23 protein-coding genes and 1 pseudogene are annotated in these 26,091 nt (G+C 39.0%); 20 read left to right on the forward strand and 4 right to left on the reverse strand.

What is annotated here, in order from left to right; translation table 11 throughout:
• Window positions 1-153 precede the first annotated feature (153 nt).
• The 8 genes from adhE to C7N65_RS08885 all read left to right on the forward strand — a co-directional run bounded on the left by adhE (window position 154) and on the right by C7N65_RS08885 (window position 9,264).
• Entirely contained in the window at window positions 154-2,769 is a 2,616-nt protein-coding gene (gene adhE / locus C7N65_RS08850) for a bifunctional acetaldehyde-CoA/alcohol dehydrogenase (protein WP_105994118.1), read from the forward strand.
• A 233-nt stretch (window positions 2,770-3,002) separates the two neighbouring features.
• Complete coding sequence (locus tag C7N65_RS08855) at window positions 3,003-4,064, forward strand: MupG family TIM beta-alpha barrel fold protein (RefSeq protein ID WP_105994119.1); 1,062 nt, start codon at window positions 3,003-3,005, stop codon at window positions 4,062-4,064.
• A complete protein-coding gene (murQ, locus tag C7N65_RS08860) occupies window positions 4,054-4,938 on the forward strand; it encodes an N-acetylmuramic acid 6-phosphate etherase (RefSeq protein WP_105994120.1) in 885 nt (294 codons plus the stop codon). The genes C7N65_RS08855 and murQ overlap by 11 nt, the downstream gene beginning before the upstream one ends.
• Before the next feature lie 15 nt (window positions 4,939-4,953).
• Window positions 4,954-6,396 carry a PTS transporter subunit EIIC gene (locus C7N65_RS08865; protein ID WP_105994121.1) on the forward strand — a complete coding sequence of 481 codons (1,443 nt, stop codon included), beginning with the start codon at window positions 4,954-4,956 and terminating at the stop codon, window positions 6,394-6,396.
• A 12-nt stretch (window positions 6,397-6,408) separates the two neighbouring features.
• Window positions 6,409-7,266 (forward strand): MurR/RpiR family transcriptional regulator, encoded by an 858-nt coding sequence (locus C7N65_RS08870; protein WP_105994122.1) that lies wholly within the window; start codon window positions 6,409-6,411, stop codon window positions 7,264-7,266.
• A gap of 3 nt (window positions 7,267-7,269) precedes the next feature.
• On the forward strand, window positions 7,270-8,163 hold the full coding sequence (locus tag C7N65_RS08875) for an alpha/beta fold hydrolase (protein WP_234019072.1): 894 nt from the start codon (window positions 7,270-7,272) through the stop codon (window positions 8,161-8,163).
• A gap of 115 nt (window positions 8,164-8,278) precedes the next feature.
• A complete protein-coding gene (locus tag C7N65_RS08880) occupies window positions 8,279-8,896 on the forward strand; it encodes a CadD family cadmium resistance transporter (RefSeq protein WP_105994124.1) in 618 nt (205 codons plus the stop codon).
• A gap of 38 nt (window positions 8,897-8,934) precedes the next feature.
• Window positions 8,935-9,264: an ArsR/SmtB family transcription factor gene (locus C7N65_RS08885; RefSeq protein ID WP_105994190.1), complete on the forward strand. Its 330-nt coding sequence runs from the start codon at window positions 8,935-8,937 to the stop codon at window positions 9,262-9,264.
• 174 nt (window positions 9,265-9,438) lie between these two features.
• On the opposite strand, the gene C7N65_RS08890 is transcribed toward C7N65_RS08885, so the two are convergent.
• From C7N65_RS08890 to C7N65_RS08900, 3 genes are all read right to left on the reverse strand, one after another.
• The gene (locus tag C7N65_RS08890) at window positions 9,439-10,845 is read right to left on the reverse strand and encodes an MFS transporter (protein WP_105994125.1); all 1,407 of its coding nucleotides are present in this window, start codon (window positions 10,843-10,845) and stop codon (window positions 9,439-9,441) included.
• 247 nt (window positions 10,846-11,092) lie between these two features.
• On the reverse strand, window positions 11,093-12,220 hold the full coding sequence (locus tag C7N65_RS08895) for a 5,10-methylene-tetrahydrofolate dehydrogenase (protein WP_105994126.1): 1,128 nt from the start codon (window positions 12,218-12,220) through the stop codon (window positions 11,093-11,095).
• A gap of 30 nt (window positions 12,221-12,250) precedes the next feature.
• On the reverse strand, window positions 12,251-13,441 hold the full coding sequence (locus tag C7N65_RS08900) for a hypothetical protein (protein WP_105994127.1): 1,191 nt from the start codon (window positions 13,439-13,441) through the stop codon (window positions 12,251-12,253).
• 197 nt (window positions 13,442-13,638) lie between these two features.
• Between C7N65_RS08900 and C7N65_RS08905 the strand changes: the two genes are divergently transcribed.
• The 11 genes from C7N65_RS08905 (at window position 13,639) to C7N65_RS08955 (ending at window position 23,426) form a co-directional block, all read left to right on the forward strand.
• Window positions 13,639-14,499, forward strand: coding sequence for a hypothetical protein (locus C7N65_RS08905; protein ID WP_105994128.1), 861 nt, complete (start codon window positions 13,639-13,641; stop codon window positions 14,497-14,499).
• Window positions 14,500-14,510: 11 nt separating this feature from the next.
• The gene (locus tag C7N65_RS12550) at window positions 14,511-15,197 is read left to right on the forward strand and encodes a hypothetical protein (RefSeq protein WP_158698114.1); all 687 of its coding nucleotides are present in this window, start codon (window positions 14,511-14,513) and stop codon (window positions 15,195-15,197) included.
• A 165-nt stretch (window positions 15,198-15,362) separates the two neighbouring features.
• On the forward strand, window positions 15,363-15,911 hold the full coding sequence (locus C7N65_RS08915; protein WP_322107537.1) for a tyrosine-type recombinase/integrase: 549 nt from the start codon (window positions 15,363-15,365) through the stop codon (window positions 15,909-15,911).
• A gap of 47 nt (window positions 15,912-15,958) precedes the next feature.
• The gene (locus C7N65_RS08920; RefSeq protein ID WP_105994131.1) at window positions 15,959-18,442 is read left to right on the forward strand and encodes a DUF4040 family protein; all 2,484 of its coding nucleotides are present in this window, start codon (window positions 15,959-15,961) and stop codon (window positions 18,440-18,442) included.
• On the forward strand, window positions 18,429-18,854 hold the full coding sequence (locus tag C7N65_RS08925) for a monovalent cation/H+ antiporter subunit B (protein ID WP_105994132.1): 426 nt from the start codon (window positions 18,429-18,431) through the stop codon (window positions 18,852-18,854). The genes C7N65_RS08920 and C7N65_RS08925 overlap by 14 nt, the downstream gene beginning before the upstream one ends.
• On the forward strand, window positions 18,851-19,198 hold the full coding sequence (locus tag C7N65_RS08930; RefSeq protein ID WP_105994133.1) for a Na(+)/H(+) antiporter subunit C: 348 nt from the start codon (window positions 18,851-18,853) through the stop codon (window positions 19,196-19,198). The genes C7N65_RS08925 and C7N65_RS08930 overlap by 4 nt, the downstream gene beginning before the upstream one ends.
• Window positions 19,185-20,681, forward strand: a complete 1,497-nt coding sequence (locus C7N65_RS08935) for a Na+/H+ antiporter subunit D (RefSeq protein ID WP_415918792.1) — start codon at window positions 19,185-19,187, stop codon at window positions 20,679-20,681. Before C7N65_RS08930 ends, C7N65_RS08935 begins: the two co-directional genes overlap by 14 nt.
• Entirely contained in the window at window positions 20,681-21,169 is a 489-nt protein-coding gene (locus C7N65_RS08940; protein ID WP_105994135.1) for a Na+/H+ antiporter subunit E, read from the forward strand. Before C7N65_RS08935 ends, C7N65_RS08940 begins: the two co-directional genes overlap by 1 nt.
• Window positions 21,166-21,462, forward strand: a complete 297-nt coding sequence (locus C7N65_RS08945; RefSeq protein WP_105994136.1) for a monovalent cation/H+ antiporter complex subunit F — start codon at window positions 21,166-21,168, stop codon at window positions 21,460-21,462. The genes C7N65_RS08940 and C7N65_RS08945 overlap by 4 nt, the downstream gene beginning before the upstream one ends.
• Entirely contained in the window at window positions 21,440-21,910 is a 471-nt protein-coding gene (locus tag C7N65_RS08950) for a Na+/H+ antiporter subunit G (protein ID WP_105994137.1), read from the forward strand. Before C7N65_RS08945 ends, C7N65_RS08950 begins: the two co-directional genes overlap by 23 nt.
• A 523-nt stretch (window positions 21,911-22,433) precedes the next feature.
• Complete coding sequence (locus C7N65_RS08955; RefSeq protein WP_105994138.1) at window positions 22,434-23,426, forward strand: D-lactate dehydrogenase; 993 nt, start codon at window positions 22,434-22,436, stop codon at window positions 23,424-23,426.
• Window positions 23,427-23,551: 125 nt separating this feature from the next.
• Here C7N65_RS08955 and C7N65_RS08960 read toward each other — a convergent pair.
• Window positions 23,552-24,932, reverse strand: a pseudogene (locus C7N65_RS08960) (amino acid permease).
• Between the two features lie 314 nt (window positions 24,933-25,246).
• On the opposite strand from C7N65_RS08960, the gene C7N65_RS08965 reads away from it, so the two are divergent.
• Complete coding sequence (locus tag C7N65_RS08965) at window positions 25,247-25,897, forward strand: NDxxF motif lipoprotein (protein WP_105994139.1); 651 nt, start codon at window positions 25,247-25,249, stop codon at window positions 25,895-25,897.
• The last annotated feature ends 194 nt before the right edge of the window (window positions 25,898-26,091 follow it).

Below are 26,091 nucleotides of genomic sequence, written 5' to 3' on the forward strand. Positions count from 1 at the left end.
GTTTTTCATAAAATGACATGTTCACAAAAGTGTTGGAAATTGAAAGAAAATAAATAGAATTTCATTTACTATTTGCAGAAAGTAAGCTATTATGTTTGTGAAATAATTCACAAATTAAAAGCAAGCGGATTTGAACTTTGAGGAGGAATCGAAATGACTGCATCAACACAAGCTCAGAATGAAAAACCAGAAACAGAAGTGAACGTTACACAACAGATGATTGATACACTGGCAGATAACGGTCTGCGTGCGTTGCATCAATTAGCAAAGTTGAATCAAGAACAAATTGATAAGATTGTACATGCGATGGCAATGGCAGCCGTGGATAAGCACATGGAAATAGCCAAAGCAGCATATGAAGAAACAGGACGCGGTATCTATGAAGATAAAGCAATCAAGAATCTCTATGCTTCAGAGTACATTTGGGAATCTATCAAATACAACAAGACTATCGGTGTCATCAAAGAAGACGAACAACGCGGTTTAACGTATGTCGCATCGCCGGTAGGTGTAGTTTGCGGTGTAACACCGACGACCAATCCGACTTCTACTACTATTTTCAAAGCGATGATTGCGATTAAAACAGGAAATCCGATAGTATTTGCGTTCCATCCAAGTGCGCAGCAATCATCATCACTTGCGGCAGAAGTAATTTACGAAGCAGCACTCAAAGCAGGTGCGCCTGAACATGTTATCCAATGGATCACACAACCTTCATTGGAAGCCACTAAATTATTAATGAATCACGAAAAAATTGCGTTAGTGCTTGCGACAGGCGGCGCTGCGATGGTGAAATCAGCTTATTCTACAGGTAAACCGGCATTAGGCGTAGGACCTGGTAATGTACCTGCCTACATTGAAAAGTCAGCGAAAATCAAACGTGCTGTCAATGATGTGATTGTATCTAAGACATTTGATAACGGTATGATTTGTGCATCTGAACAAGGGGTTATCGTAGATAAAGCAATTTATAACGAAGTGAAAAAAGAATTTGAAGCTCATCAATGTTATGTTGTGAAGAAAAATGAATTACCTAAACTCGAAAGCATTGTCATGCGTGAAGATCGCTGTGCAGTCAATGCGAATATCGTAGGAAAACCTGCCGCAGAAATTGCAGCGTCTGTCGGTATTAAAGTACCAGAAGGGACAAAAATGCTGATTGCGGAACTTGAAGGTGTAGGTCCTGATTATCCGCTGTCACGCGAAAAATTATCTCCTGTACTTGCGATGGTAAAAGCAGAGAATCGCGAAGAAGCATTGGAGTTATGCGAAGGTATGTTGAATTTAGGCGGTTTAGGACATACTGCAGTAGTGCATACAGAAGACGAAGCGCTTCAAAAAGATTTCGGTATTCGTATGAATGCATGCCGTGTATTGATTAATTCACCATCAGCTGAAGGCGGTATCGGCGGAATTTATAATGAAATGATTCCATCTTTAACATTAGGTTGCGGTTCTTATGGACACAACTCTGTTTCTCATAATGTTTCTGCAGTCGATTTGATAAATGTCAAAACAATCGCTAAAAGGAGAAATAATATGCAATGGTTCAAACTGCCATCAAAAATTTACTTTGAGAAAAATTCGCTTTTGTATTTAACACAAATGAAAGACATTGAACGTGTCATGATTGTAACGGATGCAGGCATGGTGAATTTAGGTTATGCCAAACGTGTACAAGAAGTGCTTGCGAGCAGAACAGACGTGCCTGATGTACGTATATTCAGCGATGTAGAACCGAACCCTTCTACGAATACGGTATACAAAGGTTTAGAACTGATGATTGAATTCCAACCAGATGTCATTATCGCAATCGGCGGCGGTTCTGTAATGGATGCCGCTAAAGGCATGTGGGCATTCTTTGAACATCCGGATTTATCATTCTTCGGCGCTAAACAAAAATTCTTAGATATCCGCAAACGTACGTATAAAATTTTACCGGCACAACGTGCACAAATGGTTTGTATTCCGACAACTTCTGGTACAGGTTCAGAAGTGACACCGTTTGCGGTCATCACTGACAGTGATACACATGTGAAATATCCATTAGCAGATTATTCATTAACACCAGATATCGCAATTGTAGATTCGCAATTTGTGTTAAGTGTACCGCGTTCAGTGACTGCCGATACAGGTATGGACGTATTAACACATGCGATTGAATCTTATGTTTCTGTGTTAGCCAACGACTATACAAGAGGCTTAAGTCTTCAAGCGATACAAATCGTCTTTAATTATTTGAAAGCTTCCGCAAATGACGGTGATCCTGAAGCACGAGAAAGAATGCATAATGCGTCTACTTTAGCAGGTATGGCCTTTGCGAATGCGTTCTTAGGTGTCAGTCACTCTATTGCACATAAAATCGGCGGAGAATATAATATTCCGCATGGTCGTACCAATGCGATTTTATTACCGCATGTTATCAGATATAATGCGAAAGATCCGCAAAAACACGCGTTATTCCCTAAATATGATTACTTCAGAGCTGACGAAGATTATGCGGATATCGCACGCTTCTTAGGATTAAAAGGCAAAACAACAGAAGCTTTAGTCGAAGCACTCGCAGATGCGGTTTATGAATTAGGCCAAAGTGTCGGTATTGAAATGAACCTTAAAGCCCAAGGTGTGACACAAGAAGTGTTAGATGCAACAGTAGATCGTATGGCAGAACTTGCATATGAAGATCAATGTACAACAGCGAACCCTAAAGAACCATTAATCAGTGAATTAAAAGATATTATTATCAAAGCTTATGATTATCAAAAATAATTAAGACAACATGACTAAAATTCAATGATGTATTTCTAAGCACGTTCCTTTTTAAGAGGAGCGTGCTTTTTATATAATCAGTATTTTTGGAACTTTGTTACAAAATAAAGTTTTTCGCATGTGTATATTGTAATGTTATTTCATATGTGTGATAATGTAAGCGATTACATAAATGCTTATCTCTATTTTTGGGGTACATGGATAATGAATGAATCTAAAAAGAGGTGAAGTAAATGGAATTAGGTTTTTCTGTATATTTAGGAGAACCCTTTGATGAAGATTATCTTGAAACAATGCTAGATCAAGGCTGCCGTTATATTTTTACGTCACTCCAAATCCCTGAAGAAGATGAAAAAGTGTATTTAACACGCTTAGCACAATTGGCACAAATCAATGCACATCGTGCACGTATTATTGCGGATGTGAATACAGATACATTAGCACGTCTGGATCTTTCTTTAGAAGAGCCGCAAAGTATTGAAGATGCAGGTATTGATATTGTGCGTTTGGATGAGGGGGCAGAGATTGATGTCTTGGCAGATTATGTGGAACAAAAACATGCGGTGATGTTGAATGCGAGCACGGATGCTTTTCGTATTTTAAGAGCACTGAGCGATCGTGCCATTTCACAAGAGAACATTCTTGTAGCGCATAATTATTATCCGAGACCTGAGACAGGTTTAGACCGTTCTTTTTTCCAGCACATCAATGAACGCTTAAAAGGTGCGTTCCCAGAAATTCAAATTATGGCATTTGTGCAAGGGACAAAACTGCGTGGTCCGATTTATCGTGGCTTACCGACACTTGAAGCACATCGCAATATGCATCCCTTAGCTGCTGCAGCGGAACTTGAAAATGATTTATGCGACATCGCATGTATCGGTGACAGTCAAATCGATAACTTTTTAATTCAGCAATTCAATCATTACGTCAAACAGCGAAAAGTGTTATTACGTACTGACTTAAATCAAGATAGTCCCTATTTAGGTACGTATCATAACCGTTTAGATGTTGCGCGTGATGTGGTCAGAGCAGAAGAAGCACGACGTCAATTTAAAGATGAAGTCATAACGCAAAATGCTGTAGAGCGTCCGACAGGTACTATTACTTTAGATAATCATCTCTATGGCCGTTATATGAATGAGCTTCAAATTACACGTACAGATTTGCCGGCAGATGCGGCAGTAAATGTCTTAGGGCATATTGAGCCGAAAGATATTGATTGTCTCAACTTAATCGCATCCGGTACGGCATTTCAATTAATAGGAAGAGAGGAGGAAGACCATGGACTTTAAGAAAATGACAACAGAACAGCGCAATGAGAAAACAAAAAACTTAGATCAATTAAGCACATCAGAGTTTGTGACGTTGATGAATCAAGAAGATCAGATTGTGGCACAAGCAATTGCACAAGAACAGGATTATATTACGCAGGTGATTGATAACGTCATTGCTTCGTTTAAAAGAGGCGGACGTTTGATTTATATGGGTGCAGGTACCAGCGGTCGTTTAGGTGTCTTGGATGCGGCTGAGTGTGTACCGACGTTCGGTGTTACAAGAGATGATGTTATCGGCTTGATTGCAGGAGGCTCTAAAGCCATGACTGAAGCGATTGAAGGTGCTGAAGATAATTTAGGACTGGGTGCGCAAGATTTGCAAGAAATCGAATTAACAAAAGATGACATGGTGATTGGTTTAGCCGCAAGCGGCAGAACGCCTTATGTTATCGGAGGTTTAGAATACGCACAGTCAGTCGGTGCCAACACAGCAGCCATCGCATGCAATAAAGGTACGAAAATCGGAGCGATAGCTGATGTCGCAATCGAAGTGGAAGTAGGACCTGAGATTTTGACAGGTTCGACACGCTTAAAATCAGGTACAGCACAAAAGCTGGTCCTGAATATGATATCGACAGGTGCCATGATTGGTATCGGCAAAGTGTATGAAAATTTAATGGTAGATGTTAAACCGACGAATGAAAAATTGAAACAGCGTGCTTTCAATATCATTTCAGAAGTAACAGGTACTAGTGAAGAACAAGCCAAGCAGCTCTTCTACAGCAGCAGAGGCAATGTTAAAGCTGCGATAGTCATGGGGCTGCATGATATTAAATATGCGGAAGCATTAGATCGATTGAAAAAGGCGGATGGTTTTATCAGAAGGACTTAAGGAGCGTGAAACGCAATGACAAAAGAGAGAAAGATTGCCCAGGAAATATTAAAGCATGTAGGAGGTAAAGAGAACTTAGAACGTGTGATTCACTGTATGACACGTGTCCGTATGAATATTATCGATTATTCAAAGGTCGATATCGAAGGTTTAAAATCTATTGATGGTGTCATGGGTGTAGTTGAAGATGATACCCTTCAAGTCATTGTCGGACCAGGTACAGTGAATAAAGTGGCCAATGAAATGAGCGAGATAATTGGAACACCATTAGGGGAAGATATTTCGCATCATGCACATCAATCTGACAAAGCACGCGTAGAAGAAGAAGCCATGCTGTTTAAAACGCAGATGAAAAAGAATCAAAAGCAGTCTAAATGGAAGAAAGTACTGCGTACGATTGCGAATATCTTTGTACCGTTGATTCCAGCGTTTGTCGGTGCAGGACTTATCGGCGGGATTGCGGCTGTATTGACGAACATGTTATCAGCGGGTGTGATAGAAGGTGCAGTATGGAAACAGCTCACTTTAGTATTTGATATTATCAAGAGCGGTTTGCTTGCGTACTTAGTCATTTATGTCGGAATTAATGCAGCACGAGAATTCGGTGCGACACCAGGACTCGGCGGTGTTATCGGCGGTACGACAATGCTGACAGGGATGACGCCTGAACAGCCGCTGCATAATATCTTTAACGGCGAAGCATTAGCACCAGGACAAGGCGGTGTGATTGGTGTTATCTTTGCGGTTTGGCTGCTAGCGATGGTTGAAAAGCGTCTGCATAAAATCATTCCGAATGCGGTGGACATTATTGTGACACCTACTATTACATTGTTGATTATGGGTCTGGTCACAATCTTCTTGATTATGCCGATAGCAGGTGTAGTATCTGAAGGGCTATTAGGAATTATCAAATGGGTATTAGATATCGGCGGTGCCTTCAGCGGCTTTATTTTAGGTGCGACATTCTTGCCGCTCGTAATGTTCGGTTTGCACCAAGTACTTACACCGATTCATATTGAAATGATCAACCAAGATCATGCGACTTTCTTATTGCCGGTACTTGCGATGGCAGGTGCAGGACAAGTCGGCGCAGCTTTAGCGTTATGGGTGAAATGCCGTAAGAACAAGAAAATTACCCGTTTATTAAAAGGTGCATTGCCTGCAGGTATTTTAGGCATCGGTGAACCATTGATTTATGGTGTGACTTTACCATTAGGCCGTCCGTTTATTACAGCTTGTATCGGCGGGGGTATTGGAGGTGCAGTTATCGGAGGCATCGGACATATCGGTGCGGTCGCAATCGGACCTAGCGGTCTATCATTGATTCCGCTGATTTATGATAATATGTATCTCGGTTATATTGCAGGGATTCTTGCGGCGTATGCAGGCGGTTTTGCAGCGACTTATTTCTTCGGGACAACGAAGGAAATGACGGCACCACAAGAAATTGATGATTAGGACGTGAAACAGATGGCCAGTGAACAAATATTAATTTATATTCAAGAACATATGGCGCAGCTGACAAAACAAGAACAGCTGGTCGCTAAGTATATGGTTGAAGCACCAAAAGCGGTGCTTGCTATGAGTGCACAAGCCATCGGACGACAAACAAAAACCAGTTCTGCTACAGTGATCCGCTGTGTGCATAAATTAGGATTTAAAGGCTTAGTAGAATTAAAACTTGCGCTGTCGCGTGATTTGCCGAAGCATCAAGAAAATGTTTATCAGGAGATTGCACAAGATGCCTCGCCGTCTGAAATTAAACGAACGCTCTTTTCCAGAGCGGAATACACATTAAAAACCACAGAAGATTTATTGGAAGACCAAGTGTTGAATCAAGCAGTACAGCACTTGAGACAATGCAAGAAACTGGTGGTCTTTGGTGTAGGCGCCAGCCATATTGTCGCAGAAGACATCTTTCAAAAGTTTACCCGTGCAGGCATGCATGTTATACAAAGTTCTGATGCACATATTATTGCGACAGTTTTGGCAGGCGGAGATGATGAGACGCTTATGATAGGCATATCGAATTCAGGACGTAATCAAGAAACATTGCGCTTAGCTGAGGTTGCACAACACTATGGTGTGCCGGTTATAGGTATGACGAGCGGATTAGATTCAAAACTAGCACAGGTTTCTGATATTTGTTTAGTACATGGTGCGAGTTCTGAACGGAGTTTGCGTTTAGCCGCAACGAGTTCGTTGATTGCGCAGTTAATGACAGTCGATACATTATTTTATTCTTACTTGTCAAAAGACTATGCATCGCATTTAGAACATCTGAGTCAGACGCGTGAAGCGGTTGATTTATATAAAGATGACGAATGAGATATGATGGCAGTAATAACTAGAGCGAAAGGAACGAGAGAGATGTATGCTTTAGAAACAGAACAAGCTGTACTGCGTTATGACATGATTGGTCAAGGGCCTATCTTGTTGTTTATTCCAGGTGCCAGCGGTATCAATGACAGTTATATAGAAACAGCACAAGCATTGAAACAAGAATACACAGTCATCCTGCCGGATAGAAGAGGCTATGGTGCAAGCGAACTCACTGCACCGCTGCCGGCTTCTATTGCGAATTCGAAAGATACGTATCGATTGAAACAAGATGTGCTGGATATGAAGGCCATCTTGGAGTCGATTACAGACAAGTCTGTAACAATTTTTGCGACAGATACGGGTGCTGCAGCGGCACTGCAGTTTGCATTGGATTATCCAGAATGGGTAGAAACTTTATTGCTTCATGAACCTTTAAATGTATCAGTTTTGCCGGATGCTGAAGCTTATGCAGCACAGGCAGAACAAATCGTACGGACTGCTATGATAGAAGGTGTACCTGCTGCGATGCGTCAATATGAAAGTATGGTACAGCCCACTCAAACGGATATGAACGTATTGGTAGAAAATACAATTGCACCTTGTGCAGTTTGTTCACCAGATACTGCACAAATGAGAAGCAGGGCTTCTACTGAAATTTGGCTTCAATATGAATTACGTCAATATATGAACTACTCATTTGTTTATGCACAAGATACAGCACTTGCGATAAACATTATCGTGGCTCAAGGAGAAGATTCAAAAGGATCGCTAGGTTATGAAGCGGCACGTTATTTCAGTCACGTGTTAAAAGCACCGATGGCACAAGTTCCAGGCGGACATTACGGTTATGCACAACAGCCCGAAGCATTTGCACAAGCTGTCAAGGCATTATTAACGAAATAAAAGATTTAAAAGACTTTTGCGGATGCGAAAGTCTTTTTTCGTTCAAAAATGAATTTGAATGTAAAACTTGGAAGTGCTATTCTATACTCAAAAAAGACTTGAATGAGGTGGAGAGATGTTTCAAACCGCATTGACTGCGGTGGTACTCTATACTGCCACAGCCTTAGATTTATTAGTCATATTGTTAATTTATTTTGCACGTGCGCATACGAAAAAAGAATACAGAGATATTTATATCGGACAGTTTCTCGGTTCAGGCGCATTGATTGTTATTAGCTTGTTCTTTGCTTTTGTCTTGCATTATGTACCTGAAAAGTGGATGTTAGGTCTATTAGGTCTGATTCCTTTATATTTAGGGATTAAAGTTGCTTTGTTTGATGATTGCGAAGGGGAAGAACGTGCGAAAAAAGAATTGGATGAAAAAGGGATGTCGAAACTTATAGGCATTGTCGCACTGGTAACACTTGCCAGCTGCGGCGCTGATAACATTGGATTATTCGTCCCTTATTTTGTGAGTTTAACGCTGCCTAAGTTGATTGTGACACTGATTGTATTTGTGATCATGATTTTCTTGCTGGTCCTTTCAGCACAAAAATTATCAAAAGTACCTGGAATAGGAGAAACGGTTGAAAAGTATAACCGCTGGATTATGGCTGTCATCTATATTGGTTTAGGCCTATATATCATTATTGAAAACAGAACCATTCAAACAATATTAAGTTTCATTTTCTAGAAAGCGAGTGAAATAACTTGGCAGAAGATCAATGCGAGATGAATTATGTACATGAAGATAAAGTCAAAGACGCGAAATCGTTTCTGAATACACCGCATACTTTAGAGGTGCTGGATTTATTCAGTGCTATTGGAGACAGTAAGAAGCTGACCATCTTATTGGCGTTGTTCAAAGAAGAAAGACTATGTGTATGTGATCTTGCGACGTTATTGAATATGAGTATTGCGTCTACTTCTCATCATTTACGTACTTTGTATAAAAAAGACATTGTTGCTTTTGAGAAAGAAGGAAAGATGGCTTATTACAACATACAAAGTCAAGCAGTTAAACAGTTATTACAATATGCCTTAGCTTTAGAAAGTGATTAGCAGAACTACATATTGGAGGTTGTGCAGTGTTGTAACGTCTAGTGTGTTTGTTATAGGATGAGCTATGCATACAAAATTAAGCATATAGTGGAATGTCGATAACATGAAACAGCACGCCTTAACAATGTGATTTGTTAGGGCGTGCTGACTTTAGTTAAAAGTTAAATGAAGTATTTAAGATTGTTCGCGGTCCTTCATTTCACTTTCCCACCATAATGCATCTTTAGGATTTTCTACTACATCTTGGTATTCGGATTGTGATGCGACGTTCGGATAAGAACCTCTTAACGACTTGTTGGATGTAGATTTGAACATTAAACCGAAGATAATCAATCCTAATACGTTGATGAGTGTCAGATAGTATGACGGCGCAATGCGCTGTCCTGTCGTTTCAACGAGCAGTGACAGTATAAACGGTGTCAAACCGCCGAAGATTGCGGCTCCGATATTATAAACAAGAGATAATGAACGCAATCTGATTTTAGTGTGGAACATGCTTGGCAAGACTGAAGGCATAACGCCTTCAAACGTTGACATGAATAAAGCAATCAGCATCAATCCTGCGATTATCATTGGAATCGATGGGTTGGTCATCAGCCAAAATGCGACAACAGAGAATAAACTGTAGCCGATTAAGCCGAACATAACAGTACGTTTGTTTCCGATTTTGTCACTGTACCAGCCGAAGAAGAAGACAAACGGAATCATCACGGCCATTGTCAATGTACTGAGGATACTGCCGACAGTACCGCCAAGGTTGATGGTTGAGTTTAGGAATGACGGCATATAGGACAGTACCATGTAGTTTGCGACATTTAAAAATGCGACGCCTGTAAAGGCAACGATGATGTCTTTCCAATAATATTTAAAGATGTCCTTATAAGTATAAGTTTGGTCTTGTTCATCTTCGAGCGATGTTTCATAAGCTGGGCTTTCATCCAAGTGTGTACGTAATAATACTCCGACAATACCAAGCGGTGCGGCGATGATAAATGGTATTCTCCATCCCCATGAAGCCATTTGGTCATCTGTCAGTAACGAATACATAATCCCTGCAAGTGCAGCAGCGAGAATATTACCAGCAAGTGTACCGATTTCAAGGCCGCTCCCGAGTTTGCCTCTTGCGCGGTCAGGTGAAGTTTCTGCGATATAAGTCATCGCACCTGCATATTCGCCGCCAGTTGAAAATGATTGAACTAAGCGCACAATGAGCAATAAGATAGGTGCCCATATCCCAATGCTGTGCTGGGTAGGCAGTAGTCCTAAGACCAATGTTGATCCGGCCATCAAGATAATGGTCCAGGACAATACAGCTTTTCTGCCGTGTTTATCTCCGACATGGCTGAAAAAGATACCGCCGATCGGCCGGACGATAAACGCAAAGGCAAAGACTGCGAACGTTGAAACGAGTTGAATTTCTTTAGGCATATTTCCAAAAAAGTTAGCGCTGATGATCACGGCCATCTGTGCGTATAAACCGAAATCAAACCATTCAATCGCATTGCCGATACCGGTTGCGACAACACTTTTTTTAGCTTGACTTGAGTCAACGCGGTTAATATGTTGTTTGTTAAATTTCATCTCTTTTCCCCCTCTTTAAGTCCCTTAGTTATAGCATAGCCTATACCGTTAAGTGTAAACGGTAACATTTATTATCTTCTAAGTCAGTCCCTCAAATAGAGATAGCGCATAACTTCTAAAACGTTGATGTAATGGGGTTTTAAGAGGGTAGAGGGGTCTGACTTCAGACAACCCGAAGGCTTACCTTGTAATAAAAAGTATAAAGAAAAAGAATCAAGACACAGTTGGTCCTGATTCTTTAAAATGACTATTGCATATGATGGCGTTCTTTAAAGAGTGCTTTTCTCATTTGTTGTCTTGCACCATAAGTACTTTCACGTACTAATTTTTCGTTACGCATACCTGCACCGATTGCGCCTGCGATGGTTGAAAGTGAAGCTGCGAACCATGCGATAGAACAATACAATGTGAAAGGTGCAGGATGCGAAAGCTCTAATGCATTGCCTAAAAAGCTAGGCGGCAATAGTATCAGTGATGCGATTAAATAGATAATAAGCAAGGTAATATAATAAATCAATACTGATGTCGTAAGTGTTGTCAAAGTAGTTAAATTATACAGTCTGGTTATTAATTTATTTTCACTGCAGCGTTCGCTTTCCCATAAGTTATGAGCCAATATAATCCAAAGAATCATACCGAATATCGCAAGCAGGGACATAATCGTCAGTCTTAATGTGGTAAAGGAATTACTTAGCTGCCACATTGTAGAGAAAATCAGTCCTGAAGCACCTGTTGTAAAGGCGATAGCGATGACACTGTTCATACTTTTCATTAATCGCAACGGGTTGTTCGCAAACGTCATACCGCTTAATAAACGGAAATACCCTGAAGCTTTTGAAGCGACAATATAACGAATATGCATCGTATGTGTATCATCGGTATACGTTCTCAGCTTTCTCAAGTTGGAGAAAGGGAAGATGTTGCGGTAAGCATCTTGATGATTTTCATGATTATTATTTTGATTCGGATGGTCGCGAAACAGAACATTGATTTCATGTATCACGGTGATGACGGTTTTTTCTAACCGTTTCGTCAATGGACGCCATCCGTATGCAGGGATAGAAATAATACTTGCGCCGTTTTCTTCGTTGATATCGACGGCTATGACGGATTCATTATCATGAAACAAAGGTAAATCCGTTAAGCTGATAATATAATGCCAGTTATATTTATCTAAGAAGTCTTCTGTTTTTTGGTAAGCTAAATCAGCTTCTTCAGCTGAACCGGTCAACTCATCGACAACAACTTCGATTTTCCATTTGAATTGCGAAGAGATATTATCTTGCAGAAGTTGAGGTAAAGTATCCACAAGTTTGCGCGAAAGCTGATTTGCGATACCAGGTGCTGCGACGATACCTACTACAAGTTCTTGCATAACATGCATCCTCCTTTCTTAATTATGAGATTATGATTGATTGTTTGTATCATCTGATGAATAGTAATTCGAAGCTTCCCATCGTTGAGCTTCTTCGTAACGTGCACGTTGACGATAAGAATAAGTCATTGCTCGAATCTTTTGCTCGTTCTCTACAGAAGCACCAAGTGCACCTGCTAAGAATCCAAGAGACGTCACAAACCATGTCAGATATAGGAACTGTGCGATCGTACGTGTACCTTCGTTGGATGTACTCATGTTATATAAATCATTAGGCACGAACAATGCGACACTGATCATTAAGAGTACAAATAAGATTAAATAACTTAATACAATAATAATGAGCAGTGTAAACACCGTTGTGATGTTATAAACAGTACGATAGGTTCTTGTCGTCATTGTAGTAGGATGCTCCCATAATGAATGGGCATACATAATCCATAAGACCATACCGCCGATGGCCAGTGTGGTCATGAAAATAAAACGTAAATTAGAATATTCAATACTCAATTGCCAAGGTGTTGAGAAAATCGTTAAATAGGTTGCGGTCGCAAAAGAGAGTGAAATAATCTTTTTGAAATTAGGGATTTCTTTCCAAGGCTGATTCGCTCTAATCATTCCTGCTAAGAGTAAAATCCAGCTGATTATCAGAGGTCTTAAGATAAATTTAGTCGTAGTTTTAGAATGAGAAGTTTGATTGTCTTTTTCTTGCGCATTCTCTGTTAACATATCGTTTTCTTGTTTATCATCCAGTATCGTATGTTCGGGTTTGATGCGGGTGAATAAAGACAAGTTCAAATTGCGTTTGGTTTTATCTTGTTCGTTATGGTAAAGATAAACTGTTCCCGCAAAGTAAAGCAGGCATTGTTTAAGCTTTTGTTTTACCCTGATAAAACCTAAGGCAGGTATCGAAACCAAGCCTGTTCCCATCGGTTCATCTAAGTTGCCGACAACTACCTTTTTCTCCTCTACAATAGGTAGGTCTGTCACGACAATCGCATAGTCCCATTGATTTTCATCTTTAATGGATTTCGCAAAGTCTAAACTCTGATTAACATCTTCCGCTGAACCGATGAGCGGATTTTCGACACATTGGAAATTCCAAGTGATGTCTTGTTCTAGTGCTCGGTTCAAAGTAGAGGGAAGATCAGCTGACAGCTTTTCGGATAATTGCATAGGAAAACCAGGTGCCGCAATGATACCGACTTTTATTTCAGTCATGTGCTGACTCCTTTCTATTTGAAAAGTGTAGAAAGTGAAATTTAAATTAATTTCATTTCAAATTTCATTATTATTAACTTCCCATATAAATGCATTATAAAACCTAGAATAAAGGGGATTAAGCTAAGAAATAAGCGTTGAGTGCATTATATAAATTGTGTAATATATAATTAGCAAATGTATTGGAGGGTAACATCATGAAATTACATCATTTGATGACAGGTTTGCTTGCTTCTGCAGCTTTATTAGCCGGTTGCGGCCATAAAGAAGATACACACAAGCAAGCAGATAATCAAAAAGAACAACCAACCGAATCCAAGTCACAAGACGCAACATCTAATGACGAAAACCAAACTAACAAAGACAACAATACGAAACAAGAGAAAAAAGTTGTGGTTAAAGAAGAAAAAACAGAAACACACACAAAAGAAACAACAAAAGAAAAATCAAACACAGACCATCAAAAAAGCGAATCTGACAAACAAACATCTGAAAAAACCGACACATCTTCACAAAACAATAATGAACCATCTTTAGAAGTCAAAGGCAAAGCCAAAGACCCTGCACAAATTTTTCCTGGTGCTGAATCGGCATTAGATCGTAAACACGTTGCGATGATGTTAATGGATGGCAAATTAAACAAAAAATTTGTGACAGCTGGAGATTTAGAACGTAAATCTTACACAACAGTGGATGGAGAAGCGAAACACTTTTCTAATTTTGTACTCTTCAGTTCTGGATGGGTTCCTCAGTTAAAGAACAGTCCTCATGGTATGTATTACTACTATTTGATACCGCAGAAAGAAAACGAAAAGCGTATACTAGTGGGTATTAGTAATGACGAAATTGTAATCGGAACATCAAACATCAGTGATCAAGACGGCATGGCGCAAAACTTTGACCTTGATTATAATGGTTTCACTCAACAAGCAGACACACAAATCTTTAAAGTGAAAGATTTAGAGAATCTTAATTTAAACCAAGCTAAAGTAGATGCACTGGCAAAACATGTCTACCAAGTAACACCGCATACGTTACAATACGTACCTGAAAATTAAGGAGATAAGCCATGAAACAACTTAGAATCATCACTATTGCAAGTTTATTAGTATTATTAATTTCAGCGTGCGGACATAAAGACGAAGAGAGTAAACAAACAGAAAAGCCGAAACAAGAAACTAAAACAACTGAAAAAGATAAAGCGAAAGCTGAAGACAGTAAAAAAGAAGAGAAAAAGGAAAATGTTAAACAAGAAACAAAGACAGAAGCTAAAACAGTTGATGTACAAAAGACAGGACCTTTAACACAAGAAGAAATAAAGCATAATGTGGCTTTGATGCTGTTAAATCCTAATTTAAATAAACGCTTTATTAGCGGACAAGAAGTATTAGAAGGTAAGTATACTGGAATCATGCAAGGTCAAACACATACATTCAAGGTAAATGAAATCAGATTGATTAAAGGAAAACAAGCACTCAATATAGCAGGTGCACCTAATGGAATGGATTTTTATGAAGTGAGTCCAGTTTGCGGTCCTTACGTTACGTATGTTGGTATTTCACGTGAATACGTAATTATTGGTGGTACTCAAGCTGCAGTTCTTAATTATAACGATGAAATTAATCAAGGGTACGCAAGTCAATTCAAAGTTTCTGATTTGGAGAAACAAGGGATTTCTAAAGAACAAGTAGATGCAGTGGCGAGTAAAATTGTATTAGGTAATAATGAAAGACAACCAATTATTAGATTAGATTAATGGAAGCGGGCTTCGGCTCGCTTTTTGTTTTTTGAAAATAAGTAAATGTGAAAAGATTTTAAAAATTAGGCTTTCTGTCTTTAATGTTACTTAAATATGAATTATAATATTTATGTATCATTAGGATATTTAAATTAATTGAGGGAGTGGCTGCTTTTGGAATGTGTGTTGCCTATTAAAGATAAAGCACAAATTGAAGCGATGTGCCGAACGTTGTCAGAGCATAATCAGCGTGATTATTTATTATTTCGTTTAGCGATACATACGGGTATCAAGATCAGTGCGTTGATTGGTCTGAAGGGGTTAGATGTTATGGAGAGTGACTCCAACCCAGCGATTATCAAAGTTTGGCCGCATGAAAAGGAATCTGAAATTGTAGTGCCGCTTTCAAAACATTTGTGTGAAGCATTGGCACGTTATATAGAATCTGAATGTATCGGTCCTGAAGATTATTTGTTTAAGTCTGCGAAGACGAAGCGCGCTTTATCTCGCCAACAAGCTTATCGTATTATTCATGATGCCGCTGTCCGCAATGGTCTTTCTCATATCGGTTTGCAGTCGCTGCGCAAAACGTTTGCTTATCATGCGTATCAATCAGGTACGCCGCTTACTGTGATACAAAAATACCTCGGTCATCAGACGTTGTCTGAGACACTTAAATTTATAGATATTCCTAAACAAGATCGTACGATTATGATCCAATTAGATATTTAGAACGATAAGAAAATCAAACTCACAAATAGAAAGGAGTCTTATTTCTTATGAGCCTCATTTGGCTGTTTGCCTTTATTATCCTCATTATGCTTTTAGTGCTCATTACGAATTTACCCAGCCGCTCGGCTGGATTAACCACAGCCTCAGAGCAGGCGCAAACAGAAATTACACATAATACAAGCAGGTATCGGACGTTATTAAGCAGACAAGCAGGGTGGATTGCTTTGTTTGCGCCGTTAGTCAGTGCAATTTATTTTATAGCACAGCTTCCTCGTGTTGCATCGGGCAAGGTATTAGAAGTGGTTATACCTTGGATGCCTTCCATTGACGTCAATTTCACTTTTAGATTAGACGGACTATCACTGATATTTGCTTTGCTGATAACGATCATCGGTACAGGTATCGTATTATATGCCAACGCATATCTTTCTAAAGCACATGATGATTTGCCTAGGTTTTATGTTTATTTGCTGATGTTCATGTTTGCGATGTTAGGGGTAGTGTTAGCAGATAATACTATATTGCTGTATGTGTTTTGGGAGTTGACCAGCATTGCTTCTTTCTTGCTGATTGCTTATTGGTATAACCGAAAATCAAGTCAAGCAGGTGCAATGAAGTCCTTCTTAATTACCGTTTTTGGCGGTATGTTCATGCTGGTCGGTTTTATTTTAATGTTCAATATTACAGGGACAAATACGATTTCGGAACTTGTTCAAATTCCGATGCGTCAAATGTTATATCAGTCTCCTTGGTTCCCCTTAGCAGTCATTTGTATCTTAATCGGTGCATTTACTAAATCTGCTCAATTTCCATTCCATATTTGGCTGCCGGATGCGATGGAAGCACCGACACCTGTCAGTGCCTATCTGCATTCCGCAACGATGGTAAAAGCAGGCTTATACCTACTCTTTCGTTTCACACCTATTTTAGGATATGAATCATGGGTTGCTTATATTGTGATTACCATCGGTATTACGACTTTGCTGGTCGGTTCTTTTGTGGCCGTCGGCCAAAGAGACCAAAAAGGTCTGTTAGCGTATTCTACTATCAGTCAACTCGGCATGATTATGTCGATGGTCGGATTCGGAATGCTGGCTTACAGTTATCATGCACAAGCCTTCCAAGCTTTCTATGTAGTGAGTTTATTTGCGGGACTTTTCCATTTAATCAACCACGCAATGTTCAAGAGTGTGTTGTTCATGGGTGTCGGTATTGTCGACCATGAGACAGGGACACGTGATTTAATACGTTTAGGCGGATTGCGCAAAGTACTGCCGGTAACAGCAGTCATGATGACAATCAGTGCCATGGCAATGGCGGGCTTGCCGTTATTCAATGGTTTCTTATCAAAAGAAATGTTCTTTGCGACATTAGTGAGTGCCAAACAACTTTCTGTCTTTGACCAAGTCTTTGCGACAGTAACACTGATTATCGGGGTCATCGCAAGTATCTTGACGTTTATTTACAGCTTGCGTTTGGTTAAAGACACATTTTTCGGAAAGTTGAAGAAAGATCAGCTGCCGCAACTGCCGGATCATGAGCCGTTAGGTCTTTACATTGCGCCTGTGGTCATTACATTAGGTATGCCACTGTTCTTTATCATTCCTAACGTGTTAGGTACGTACTTGATTGAACCCGCTTTACGCGACATAGGACAAACAGACTACGTATCGAAATACATTCCGCATATTACGGCTTGGCATGGGTTAAGTCCTGAGTTATGGATTACACTTACGATTTATGTGCTGGGTGTCTTATTATTATGGCGTACACGCTGGATGAAGGTTTATAACAAAATTCCAACCGGCTTATCCATCAATAGTTTGTATCAAGGCATGTTAAATGTCAGTGAACGTATAAGTAAGTTTGGTATGCAAGGCATGATGAATAACAAACTGAACCAATACTTGCATATTATTTATTTCTTGTTCTTCTGTATGATGGCTTACGGATTGATTCGAGTGGGATGGATTAATGTGGAAGGTTTTGAAATCAAACCTGTTACATGGTTTGAAATCTTAGTTGCAGCAAATATTGCCTTTTTATCGATTGCGCTGGTTTTCCTGCGCGAACGGATGGCTATGATTATTATCAATGGTGTCATCGGTTATACGATTGCGATTGTCTTTGTGCTGATGAAAGCACCTGATTTAGCAATGACACAGTTAGTCATTGAAACCATCTCAACGATTTTATTCTTACTGGTCTTTTATCATTTGCCGAACGTCAGACGAGATAAAGCACATAAAGGCAAAGAAGCGATTAAGTTAGTCATTGCCTTTTTAATGTCAGCGTTTGTAGTGACGTTTGTGATTATTGCGCAGCAAGAACAAGCTTTCCAAAAGATTTCCAGCTTCTATGAAAATAGTTATAAGCTTGCAGGATCTAAAAATATCGTCAATGCGATATTAGGAGATTTCAGAGCTTTAGATACTATGCTTGAAGGTATAGTGATTATGATTGTCGGTTTAGGAATATATTCCTTAATCAAATTCAATATTAGAAAGGGTGATTCAAATGAAAGAAAATGACATTGTATTAGAGACCGTCTCGAAAGTCGCAGTTTTTATTATTTTAACGTTCGGTTCTTATATCTTTTTAGCTGGACATGACAATCCAGGCGGCGGGTTCATTGGCGGCTTAGTATTCAGTTCGGCCTTTATCTTAATGTTTTTAGCTTTCGATGTGAAAAAGGTTGTACGTTCACTCCCAATCGACTTTCGTGCTGTAACAATTTCTGGTTGTTTATTATCTATTGCTACAGCGATTGCACCTATTTTCTTTGGTCACCCTATGCTTTCGCATGAAGATATTTATGTGACATTGCCTTATTTAGAGAAGATACACCTTTCGAGTGTGACGTTGTTTGAATTTGGTATTTTGTTAACAGTGGTCGGTTCAATCACAACGATTATGCTTGCGATAAGTGGTGATAAAAGTTGAATATTATACTGATTACCATTATCGGCATTTTAACTTTTGCAGGCACGTATATGATTCTATCGAAAAACTTAATCCGCATTGTTTTAGGCACTGCGATTTATACACATGTCGCAAACTTAGTCATATTGGCTATGAGCGGTTTTGATGGAACGAATGTCCCGATTATTAACGGAGAAGGCAAGAACTATGTAGATCCTTTACCGCAAGCATTGATTTTAACAGCGATTGTGATTGGTTTTGCGGTAACTGCTTTCTTATTAGTGTTGGTGTACAGAACTTATAAAGTGACGAGAGTCAACCGAATTGAGGCTTTGCGCGGTGAGGATGATGATGTTGATGAATAATTTATTACTTATACCGTTGCTGCTGCCTTTAGTTACCGGACTCGTATTGTTCTTCTTCAAAGAACGTTTAATGGTCACAAGACGTATTGCCATCACTGTGCAAGTGATTAATACACTGATTTCTGTTTATTTATTAGTGTATGTTTACCAACATAACCCGCTGGTCATCAACTTTGGTGATTGGCAGCCGCCATTCGGTATCCAGTTTGTCGGAGATACATTAGGCCTGTTTTTCGTGATGATTGCGAACTTAGTAGTCACAGTAGTGATTTTCTTCGGCTTTGGTAAACGTGAACATTTAGCCAACCGCTACTTCCTGCCATCATTCATTTTGTTTATGTTAACAGGTGTGGCAGGCAGCTTTTTAACAGCAGATATTTTCAACTTGTATGTCATGTTTGAAATCATGCTGATCTCATCATTTGTGCTATTAACACTTGGACGTACACTTGAACAATTGCGTGCCAGTGTCATTTATGTAGTGATGAACGTAGTAAGTTCATGGTTCTTCTTAATCGGTATTGCTTATTTATACGGCACATTAGGTACTTTGAACTTTGGACATTTATCAATGCGTATTACAGAGAGCAACCAGCCTCCGGCGATGACTATGGTCGCTATTATTATGATATTTGTCTTCGGAGGCAAGGCAGCACTAGTAATGTTTATGTGGTTGCCGAAAGCTTATGCGGCACTCAATACGGAATTAGCAGCACTGTTTGCGGGATTAATGACCAAAGTCGGTGTTTATGCGTTAATACGTGTAATGGTCTTGCTCTTTGATCAGCAGCCGGATGTGACACACCAATTAATGTATTATATGGCGATTATTACAATGATTATCGGCGCAATCGGTGTGTTAGGGTACGAAGATGTGAAGAAAATTGCGGCATACCAAGTTATTTTATCTATCGGCTTTTCAGTATTAGGTATCAGTGCACTTAATGAAGCTGGTATTACAGGTGCCATTTTCTATGCCGGCCATGACATGATAATTAAAACACTGTTATTCCTTGTTATGGGTGTCTTCGTGGTGATTTGCCAAACAAGAAGTTATAAAGAAATGGGCGGTTTGATCCACACCCATCCGTCGTTAGGTATTGTATTGTTTATCCTTACGCTATCGATTGGCGGCGTACCGCCATTCAGCGGATTTCCTGGGAAATTATTGATTATCCAAGGTGCACTTGCACAAGGTTATGTTGCAGGTGTAGTAGTGATGATTATTACTAGTTTGATTGCCATGTATAGTTTGCTCAGAGTATTCTTCTATATGTATTTTGGTCGAGAAGGGATGCCTGTAGTGCAGAAACAAACTATTCTACCGCATAAAATCGCAGCAATGCTGCTATTGACCATTGCGACGATAGTGATGGGCTTTGGTGCAGAATGGTTCTTAGATATTGCCCATCAAGCAGCAGAAATGAATTTAAATCCAGGTGATTATCAAGAAGCGGTAGTCCCTCATTTGGAGGTGGACTGATGTTAGCCCAATTAACGTTGAATATATTAATCGCGATTTTATGGACACTTTTCCAAGATGAAGATAAGTTTCATTTATCTACATTTATTTCTGGATACCTCATCGGTATTATGATTGTGTATTTGATTCACCGATTCTTCTTTAAACGCGTATTCTATTTAAAGAAAGTTTGGGTCATCTTCAAATTCATAGTGGTGTATAACGTACAGTTATTGATTTCCAGTATTTCAACGATTGTATACATTTTATTCAAGTCGCATGATATGAACCCAGGGTTATTGATTTATGAAACATCTTTAAAACGAGACTGGGCGATTACTTTATTAACATTACTGATTATGCTGACGCCGGGATCATTAGTGTTGAGGGTGTCGCCTGATGGCAGTCGTTTCTTTATTCACGCGATTGATGTTTCAGAAAGAGACAAAGCTATTTTGACGAAACAGATTAAGAAATATGAACGTTTGATATGGGAGGTGCTCAAATGATTGAAATCATAATAGATTGGATGATTCGCTCGGCCTTGATTATCTTTGGGATTGCAGTGATTATCTCATTGATTCGTGTCATCAAAGGACCGACAACACCCAGCCGAGTTGTTGCATTTGATAGTATCGGTGCGATGATTATTTCGATTGTAGGTTTATTAAGTATCGTATTAGACAGTTTGAGTTTCTTAGATGCGAGTTTAATCATTGCGATTTTGGCCTTCTTGAGTACCATCGGTATATCACGCTTTGTAGAAGGGGGACGAATCTTTGATAATGAGCGAAATCGCTAGTTTATTTGCTGCTGTCCTTATTCTGCTAGGCTCTATTGTTGCTTTGATCAGTGCGATAGGTATTTTGAAATTCAAAGACATCTTTTTAAGAGCACACGCCGCAACTAAGAGTTCGACTTTATCTGTGCTGTTATCATTGATTGGTGTCTTTATCTACTTTTTATTTACAAGAGATTATTTCAGTGTCAGAACGCTGTTAACGATTCTCTTCTTATATATGACATCACCTGTAGCAGGTCAAATGATTGTACGCACAGCGTACAATGTCGGTTCCTATATGTATATGAAAGACAATACACAAAAAGGCGCATCATTAAATATTGCTTATAACAAAAAAGAAGCCGCAAAGAATCGCAAACTACGCGCAGAACGCAGACGTAAAGCAACCGAAGCATTCAAAAAGGGCGATCGCCAACCGACTATACGCTATAAGAAAATGGACGACTGAAAAAGTCGTTCATTTTTATTTTTTATTGTTCTCTGTTTGTGTTTATCTTTGCGATAGAAATAGCTGTCAATCAAAAGATAACCGCCGAACACAAGTGCTAAAAAAATCACAGTACGGATACTAAAGTGATAAGATTTTGTAATCATAAACAAGATAAACTATAATAGAAACCAAATTACTTTGAGATAAAATTTCTTCCTCTTCATCATTCAACCTCCATTTCATGTTGAGTGTATCATATATATTTATTGTATAAAGACTGATGTCTAGGACTAGGAAAATATGAAGTGTTGCTGTAATGAAGTGAAGGCAACACTATATGTTAGAAGCTTAATTATTAAAATATCTAATAGAGGTATAATTTGATGCGCAAATACGCACAAAAAGCGTATAATAATAATTGTTAACAGATTATTCAGAATTATAATAAACCTCTTGACTTTGTGAAATAATTCACATAGAATATTAAGTGAGATAAGAATTAATCAAATTTATCAATTTTTTTAGAATCGAGGAAGTAATTATGACAAAAATTAAATTTTTCGGTACACGCGATTATGAGAAAGATGTAGCTTTGAATTGGGCTAAAGAGAATAATGTAGAAGTTTCATTCTCAGATGACTTTTTAAGCTATGATACTTTAGATCAACTTGAAGGTTTTGACGGTGTAACAACAATGCAATTCGGAAAACTAGAAAAAGAAGCCTATCCTAAACTAGAAGAAATGGGTATCAAACAAATCGCTCAACGTACTGCAGGTTTTGACATGTACGACTTAGATTTAGCTAAAAAACACGGCATCATCGTGTCAAACGTTCCTAGCTACTCTCCTGAAACTATTGCTGAATATGCGGTAGCAGCAGCACTTAATTTAGTGCGTAAATTCCCGCAAATTGAAAAACGTGTTCAAGATTACAACTTCACTTGGGAATCTTCAATTATGGCGAAACCTGTTAAAAATATGACAGTAGCAATTCTTGGTACAGGTCGTATCGGAGCATTCGCTGGTAAAATCTTTGCTGGATTCGGCGCTAAAGTCGTAGGCTATGATTTATATCCAAATGATTCATTAGATTTCTTAGAGTACAAAGATACAATTGAAGAAGCAATCAAAGATGCAGATATCGTTTCATTACACATGCCTGCTACTAAAGAAAACCACCACATCTTCAATAAAGAAATGTTCGCTAAATTCAAAGACGGCGCAGTATTAGTCAACGCAGCACGTGGTGCAGTTATCGATACTGAAGCTTTAATCGATGCTGTTAACAGCGGTAAATTATCAGGTGCAGCTGTAGACACTTATGAATTCGAAATGCCTTACTTCACATTTGATTGGACAGGTAAAGCATTAGAAGATGAAACGTTCAAAAAATTAATCGAAAATGAAAAAATCCAATTAACTCCGCATATCGCATTCTTCTCTGATGAAGCGGTAAGAAACTTAGTTGAAGGCGGATTAAACGCAGCTTTAAACGTGATTACAAAAGGCGACACACCTACACGTTTAAACTAATCAATCGTGAGTCGAAGTTATTTTAATATATAGAGGGTGGATCAGCGTATGCTGGTTCGCCTTTTTGTTATACATAAAATAAATCCCCCTCTGCAATTTGAGCAGAGAGGGTGAAGTTAATCAATTTAATTGTTGGAATGATAGTTTTTAATACCGCGATTTTTAAAGTTGCCTGCTTTATAAGCAATCCATAACAGGATGAGCCAGAATGGTGAGAAGTATAAAGCAACTCTCGTATCTTCAGCAAGGAATAATACCGCAATGACAATCACGAAGAAAGCAAGGGTACAATATGATCCAGTAACACCGAAGAAGTTTTTGAATTTTGATTGGGCATGCAATTCTGGATGCTGTTTACGATATTTGATATAACACACTAAAATGATAGTCCAAATAAAGATAAAGAAGATAGTCGCAACTGTTGTTACAACTGTGAATACAGTATCTGGAATCACATAGTTTAATAAAGCAGCTAAGAATAATACCACACCAGAGAAAATCAATGCATTGTAAGGCACACCATGACGGTTGGCTTTACCGAGTGATTTCGGTGCGCTGTCTGATACAGCTAAACCATAAACCATACGGCTGTTGCTGAAGAGACCGCTGTTTGCGGCACTTGAAGCTGAAGTCAAGACCACAAAGTTGACGATACCTGCCGCTGCTGGGATACCTGCTAATACAAACAAGTTAACGAAAGGACTTTCTTTAGGATCTAATTTATCCCAAGGTGTGATACTCATAATTACCATTAAACTTAGAACGTAGAAGATGATAATACGAATACCGACACTGTTGATAGCTTTCGGCAAGTTATGTTCAGGATCTTTAGTTTCACGTGCTGTGACACCGACAAGCTCAATACCCACAAAACTGAATACTGCCATTTGGAAGGCAAGTAAGAAGCCCATGACCCCGTTAGGGAAGAAGCCGCCGTGTGAATAAAGGTTAGAAAAACCGCTTTGGATATGGTTCGGAGATTGGAAACCTGTAAAGATAAGATACAATCCGATTACGATTAAGAATAAAATCGCAATGACTTTAATAATCGCAAACCAGAATTCGACTTCGCCATACGCTTTAACTGTCATTAAGTTCAAAGCCAGCAATAAAATAACAGTGACAATGGCAGTTAAGTACGGCGGAACATTCGGCCACCAGAAATTAATATATTTGGTTACGGCTGTGATATCTGCGATACCTGTTGCGACCCAGCAGAACCAATAAGTCCAACCGGTGAAGAAGCCGGCCATGTGACCTAAGTAATCTTCAGCAATGTCAATGAAGGAATTGTATTCGCTGTTAGACAGCAGCAATTCACCTAATGCACGCATCATAATAAATAAGAAGAACCCGATAATGATGTAGGCTAATAAGATAGATGGTCCAGCTAACGCAATACTTTTCCCGGCCCCCAAGAAGAGTCCTGTACCGATAGCGCCCCCCGATGGCGATCAGTTGAATGTGCCGGTTTGTCATACTGCGTTTTAAATCATTGTTTTCCATGATGTTACACCTCTTTGTAGTTTATGCAGAGAATGGATGGCGTGCAGGAAAACTGCTCAGCTGCATTTCATCTATTTTCTTTTTATGTTGCACGGAATAGAATCTGTGTATGGAAGTATTATACACTAACTTTAATGAGATGCGTGTCTATTTTTAATTTTTTCTAAATATTATGTAAATGAAAGCGGTTTATATTTTAAATTTTTTCTTAATGAAGACCTTTCACAGCACTGAAATAGGGTAATAGTGTTATGAATCGTACTTTGGGAGAGAAGTTGTATTCGAGTGAATCAGACTAAAAGGAGAATGTCACAGTGAAGAAAATCGTATCCTCACTTATCGCAGCACTTTTAGTGTTTTCATCTGCAGGATGCGCTCAACAAACAGCGCCGACAAAGAAACAGACAGAATCATCGCCTGAAAGACAAGAACAAAAAGAAGATGCAGTCTCATCAGAACCTCAAGACAGTAAACTCGATTTAAATCCGAAAATCTTTAAAAAAGACGTGAAGAACAAAACAATATCTAAAGCAGAAATGAAAAAAGATATTCAAACGTACTTGAACGCAGATCATGACATTACACGTATCTACGAACATTACCAACAAAAACTGCATTCGGATAAGGGACTGTCTAAAGAAGATGCTAAACAGCTGAAGAAAGCAAGCCAACTCGCAGGCGATAACGATAACAACTTTGCCAACTATATTAATGAAAATCGAATGCCTAAAGGCTATGACGGCAAACTGCATAAAATCAATCGTTATATCATGTCATCTAATCAGTATTTAAGAGATATCGATGAAAAGATTGATAATGCACTAGCAGCTTCAAAAGGCAAACGTCTGACTAAACAAGAAATCGGCGATATCGCAAAAGGCAGTGATACGATGAGTGAAAGAGAACAAAAAAAGATTAAAGGATTTGTGGAAGACGAACAAATTGATACACGTGCATTTAAATAATGCATATAAAAGAGCTGGGAGATAATCTCAGCTCTTTTTGCATTTCTGCTCTATTTCAGTGAGTCATTTATGCTTGAGCAGGTTGTTGAAACGATGGAAATAATGTTTAATCTGACATGTTTTAATCCGTGTATCTCTGTTTTAATATCCTTCTGCAAACTTTGAATGCGAGGTGTATAATGAAGACAAGTTAA

This window comes from Staphylococcus simulans (genome assembly GCF_002994445.1).
Taxonomy (GTDB): domain Bacteria; phylum Bacillota; class Bacilli; order Staphylococcales; family Staphylococcaceae; genus Staphylococcus; species Staphylococcus simulans_B.

Bases quoted from the DNA above. Each gene is read 5' to 3' on its own strand.
- C7N65_RS12550 (WP_158698114.1), top strand. From the start codon at position 14,511: ATGAAACAACTTAGAATCATCACTATTGCAAGTTTATTAGTATTATTA.
- murQ (WP_105994120.1), top strand. From the start codon at position 4,054: ATGGACTTTAAGAAAATGACAACAGAACAGCGCAATGAGAAAACAAAA.
- C7N65_RS08895 (WP_105994126.1), bottom strand. From the start codon at position 12,220: ATGCAAGAACTTGTAGTAGGTATCGTCGCAGCACCTGGTATCGCAAAT.
- C7N65_RS08935 (WP_415918792.1), top strand. From the start codon at position 19,185: ATGTTGATGAATAATTTATTACTTATACCGTTGCTGCTGCCTTTAGTT.
- C7N65_RS08925 (WP_105994132.1), top strand. From the start codon at position 18,429: ATGAAAGAAAATGACATTGTATTAGAGACCGTCTCGAAAGTCGCAGTT.
- C7N65_RS08940 (WP_105994135.1), top strand. From the start codon at position 20,681: ATGTTAGCCCAATTAACGTTGAATATATTAATCGCGATTTTATGGACA.
- C7N65_RS08945 (WP_105994136.1), top strand. From the start codon at position 21,166: ATGATTGAAATCATAATAGATTGGATGATTCGCTCGGCCTTGATTATC.
- C7N65_RS08880 (WP_105994124.1), top strand. From the start codon at position 8,279: ATGTTTCAAACCGCATTGACTGCGGTGGTACTCTATACTGCCACAGCC.
- C7N65_RS08875 (WP_234019072.1), top strand. From the start codon at position 7,270: ATGATGGCAGTAATAACTAGAGCGAAAGGAACGAGAGAGATGTATGCT.
- C7N65_RS08905 (WP_105994128.1), top strand. From the start codon at position 13,639: ATGAAATTACATCATTTGATGACAGGTTTGCTTGCTTCTGCAGCTTTA.
- C7N65_RS08900 (WP_105994127.1), bottom strand. From the start codon at position 13,441: ATGACTGAAATAAAAGTCGGTATCATTGCGGCACCTGGTTTTCCTATG.
- C7N65_RS08920 (WP_105994131.1), top strand. From the start codon at position 15,959: ATGAGCCTCATTTGGCTGTTTGCCTTTATTATCCTCATTATGCTTTTA.
- C7N65_RS08855 (WP_105994119.1), top strand. From the start codon at position 3,003: ATGGAATTAGGTTTTTCTGTATATTTAGGAGAACCCTTTGATGAAGAT.
- C7N65_RS08885 (WP_105994190.1), top strand. From the start codon at position 8,935: ATGAATTATGTACATGAAGATAAAGTCAAAGACGCGAAATCGTTTCTG.
- adhE (WP_105994118.1), top strand. From the start codon at position 154: ATGACTGCATCAACACAAGCTCAGAATGAAAAACCAGAAACAGAAGTG.
- C7N65_RS08955 (WP_105994138.1), top strand. From the start codon at position 22,434: ATGACAAAAATTAAATTTTTCGGTACACGCGATTATGAGAAAGATGTA.
- C7N65_RS08890 (WP_105994125.1), bottom strand. From the start codon at position 10,845: ATGAAATTTAACAAACAACATATTAACCGCGTTGACTCAAGTCAAGCT.
- C7N65_RS08865 (WP_105994121.1), top strand. From the start codon at position 4,954: ATGACAAAAGAGAGAAAGATTGCCCAGGAAATATTAAAGCATGTAGGA.
- C7N65_RS08870 (WP_105994122.1), top strand. From the start codon at position 6,409: ATGGCCAGTGAACAAATATTAATTTATATTCAAGAACATATGGCGCAG.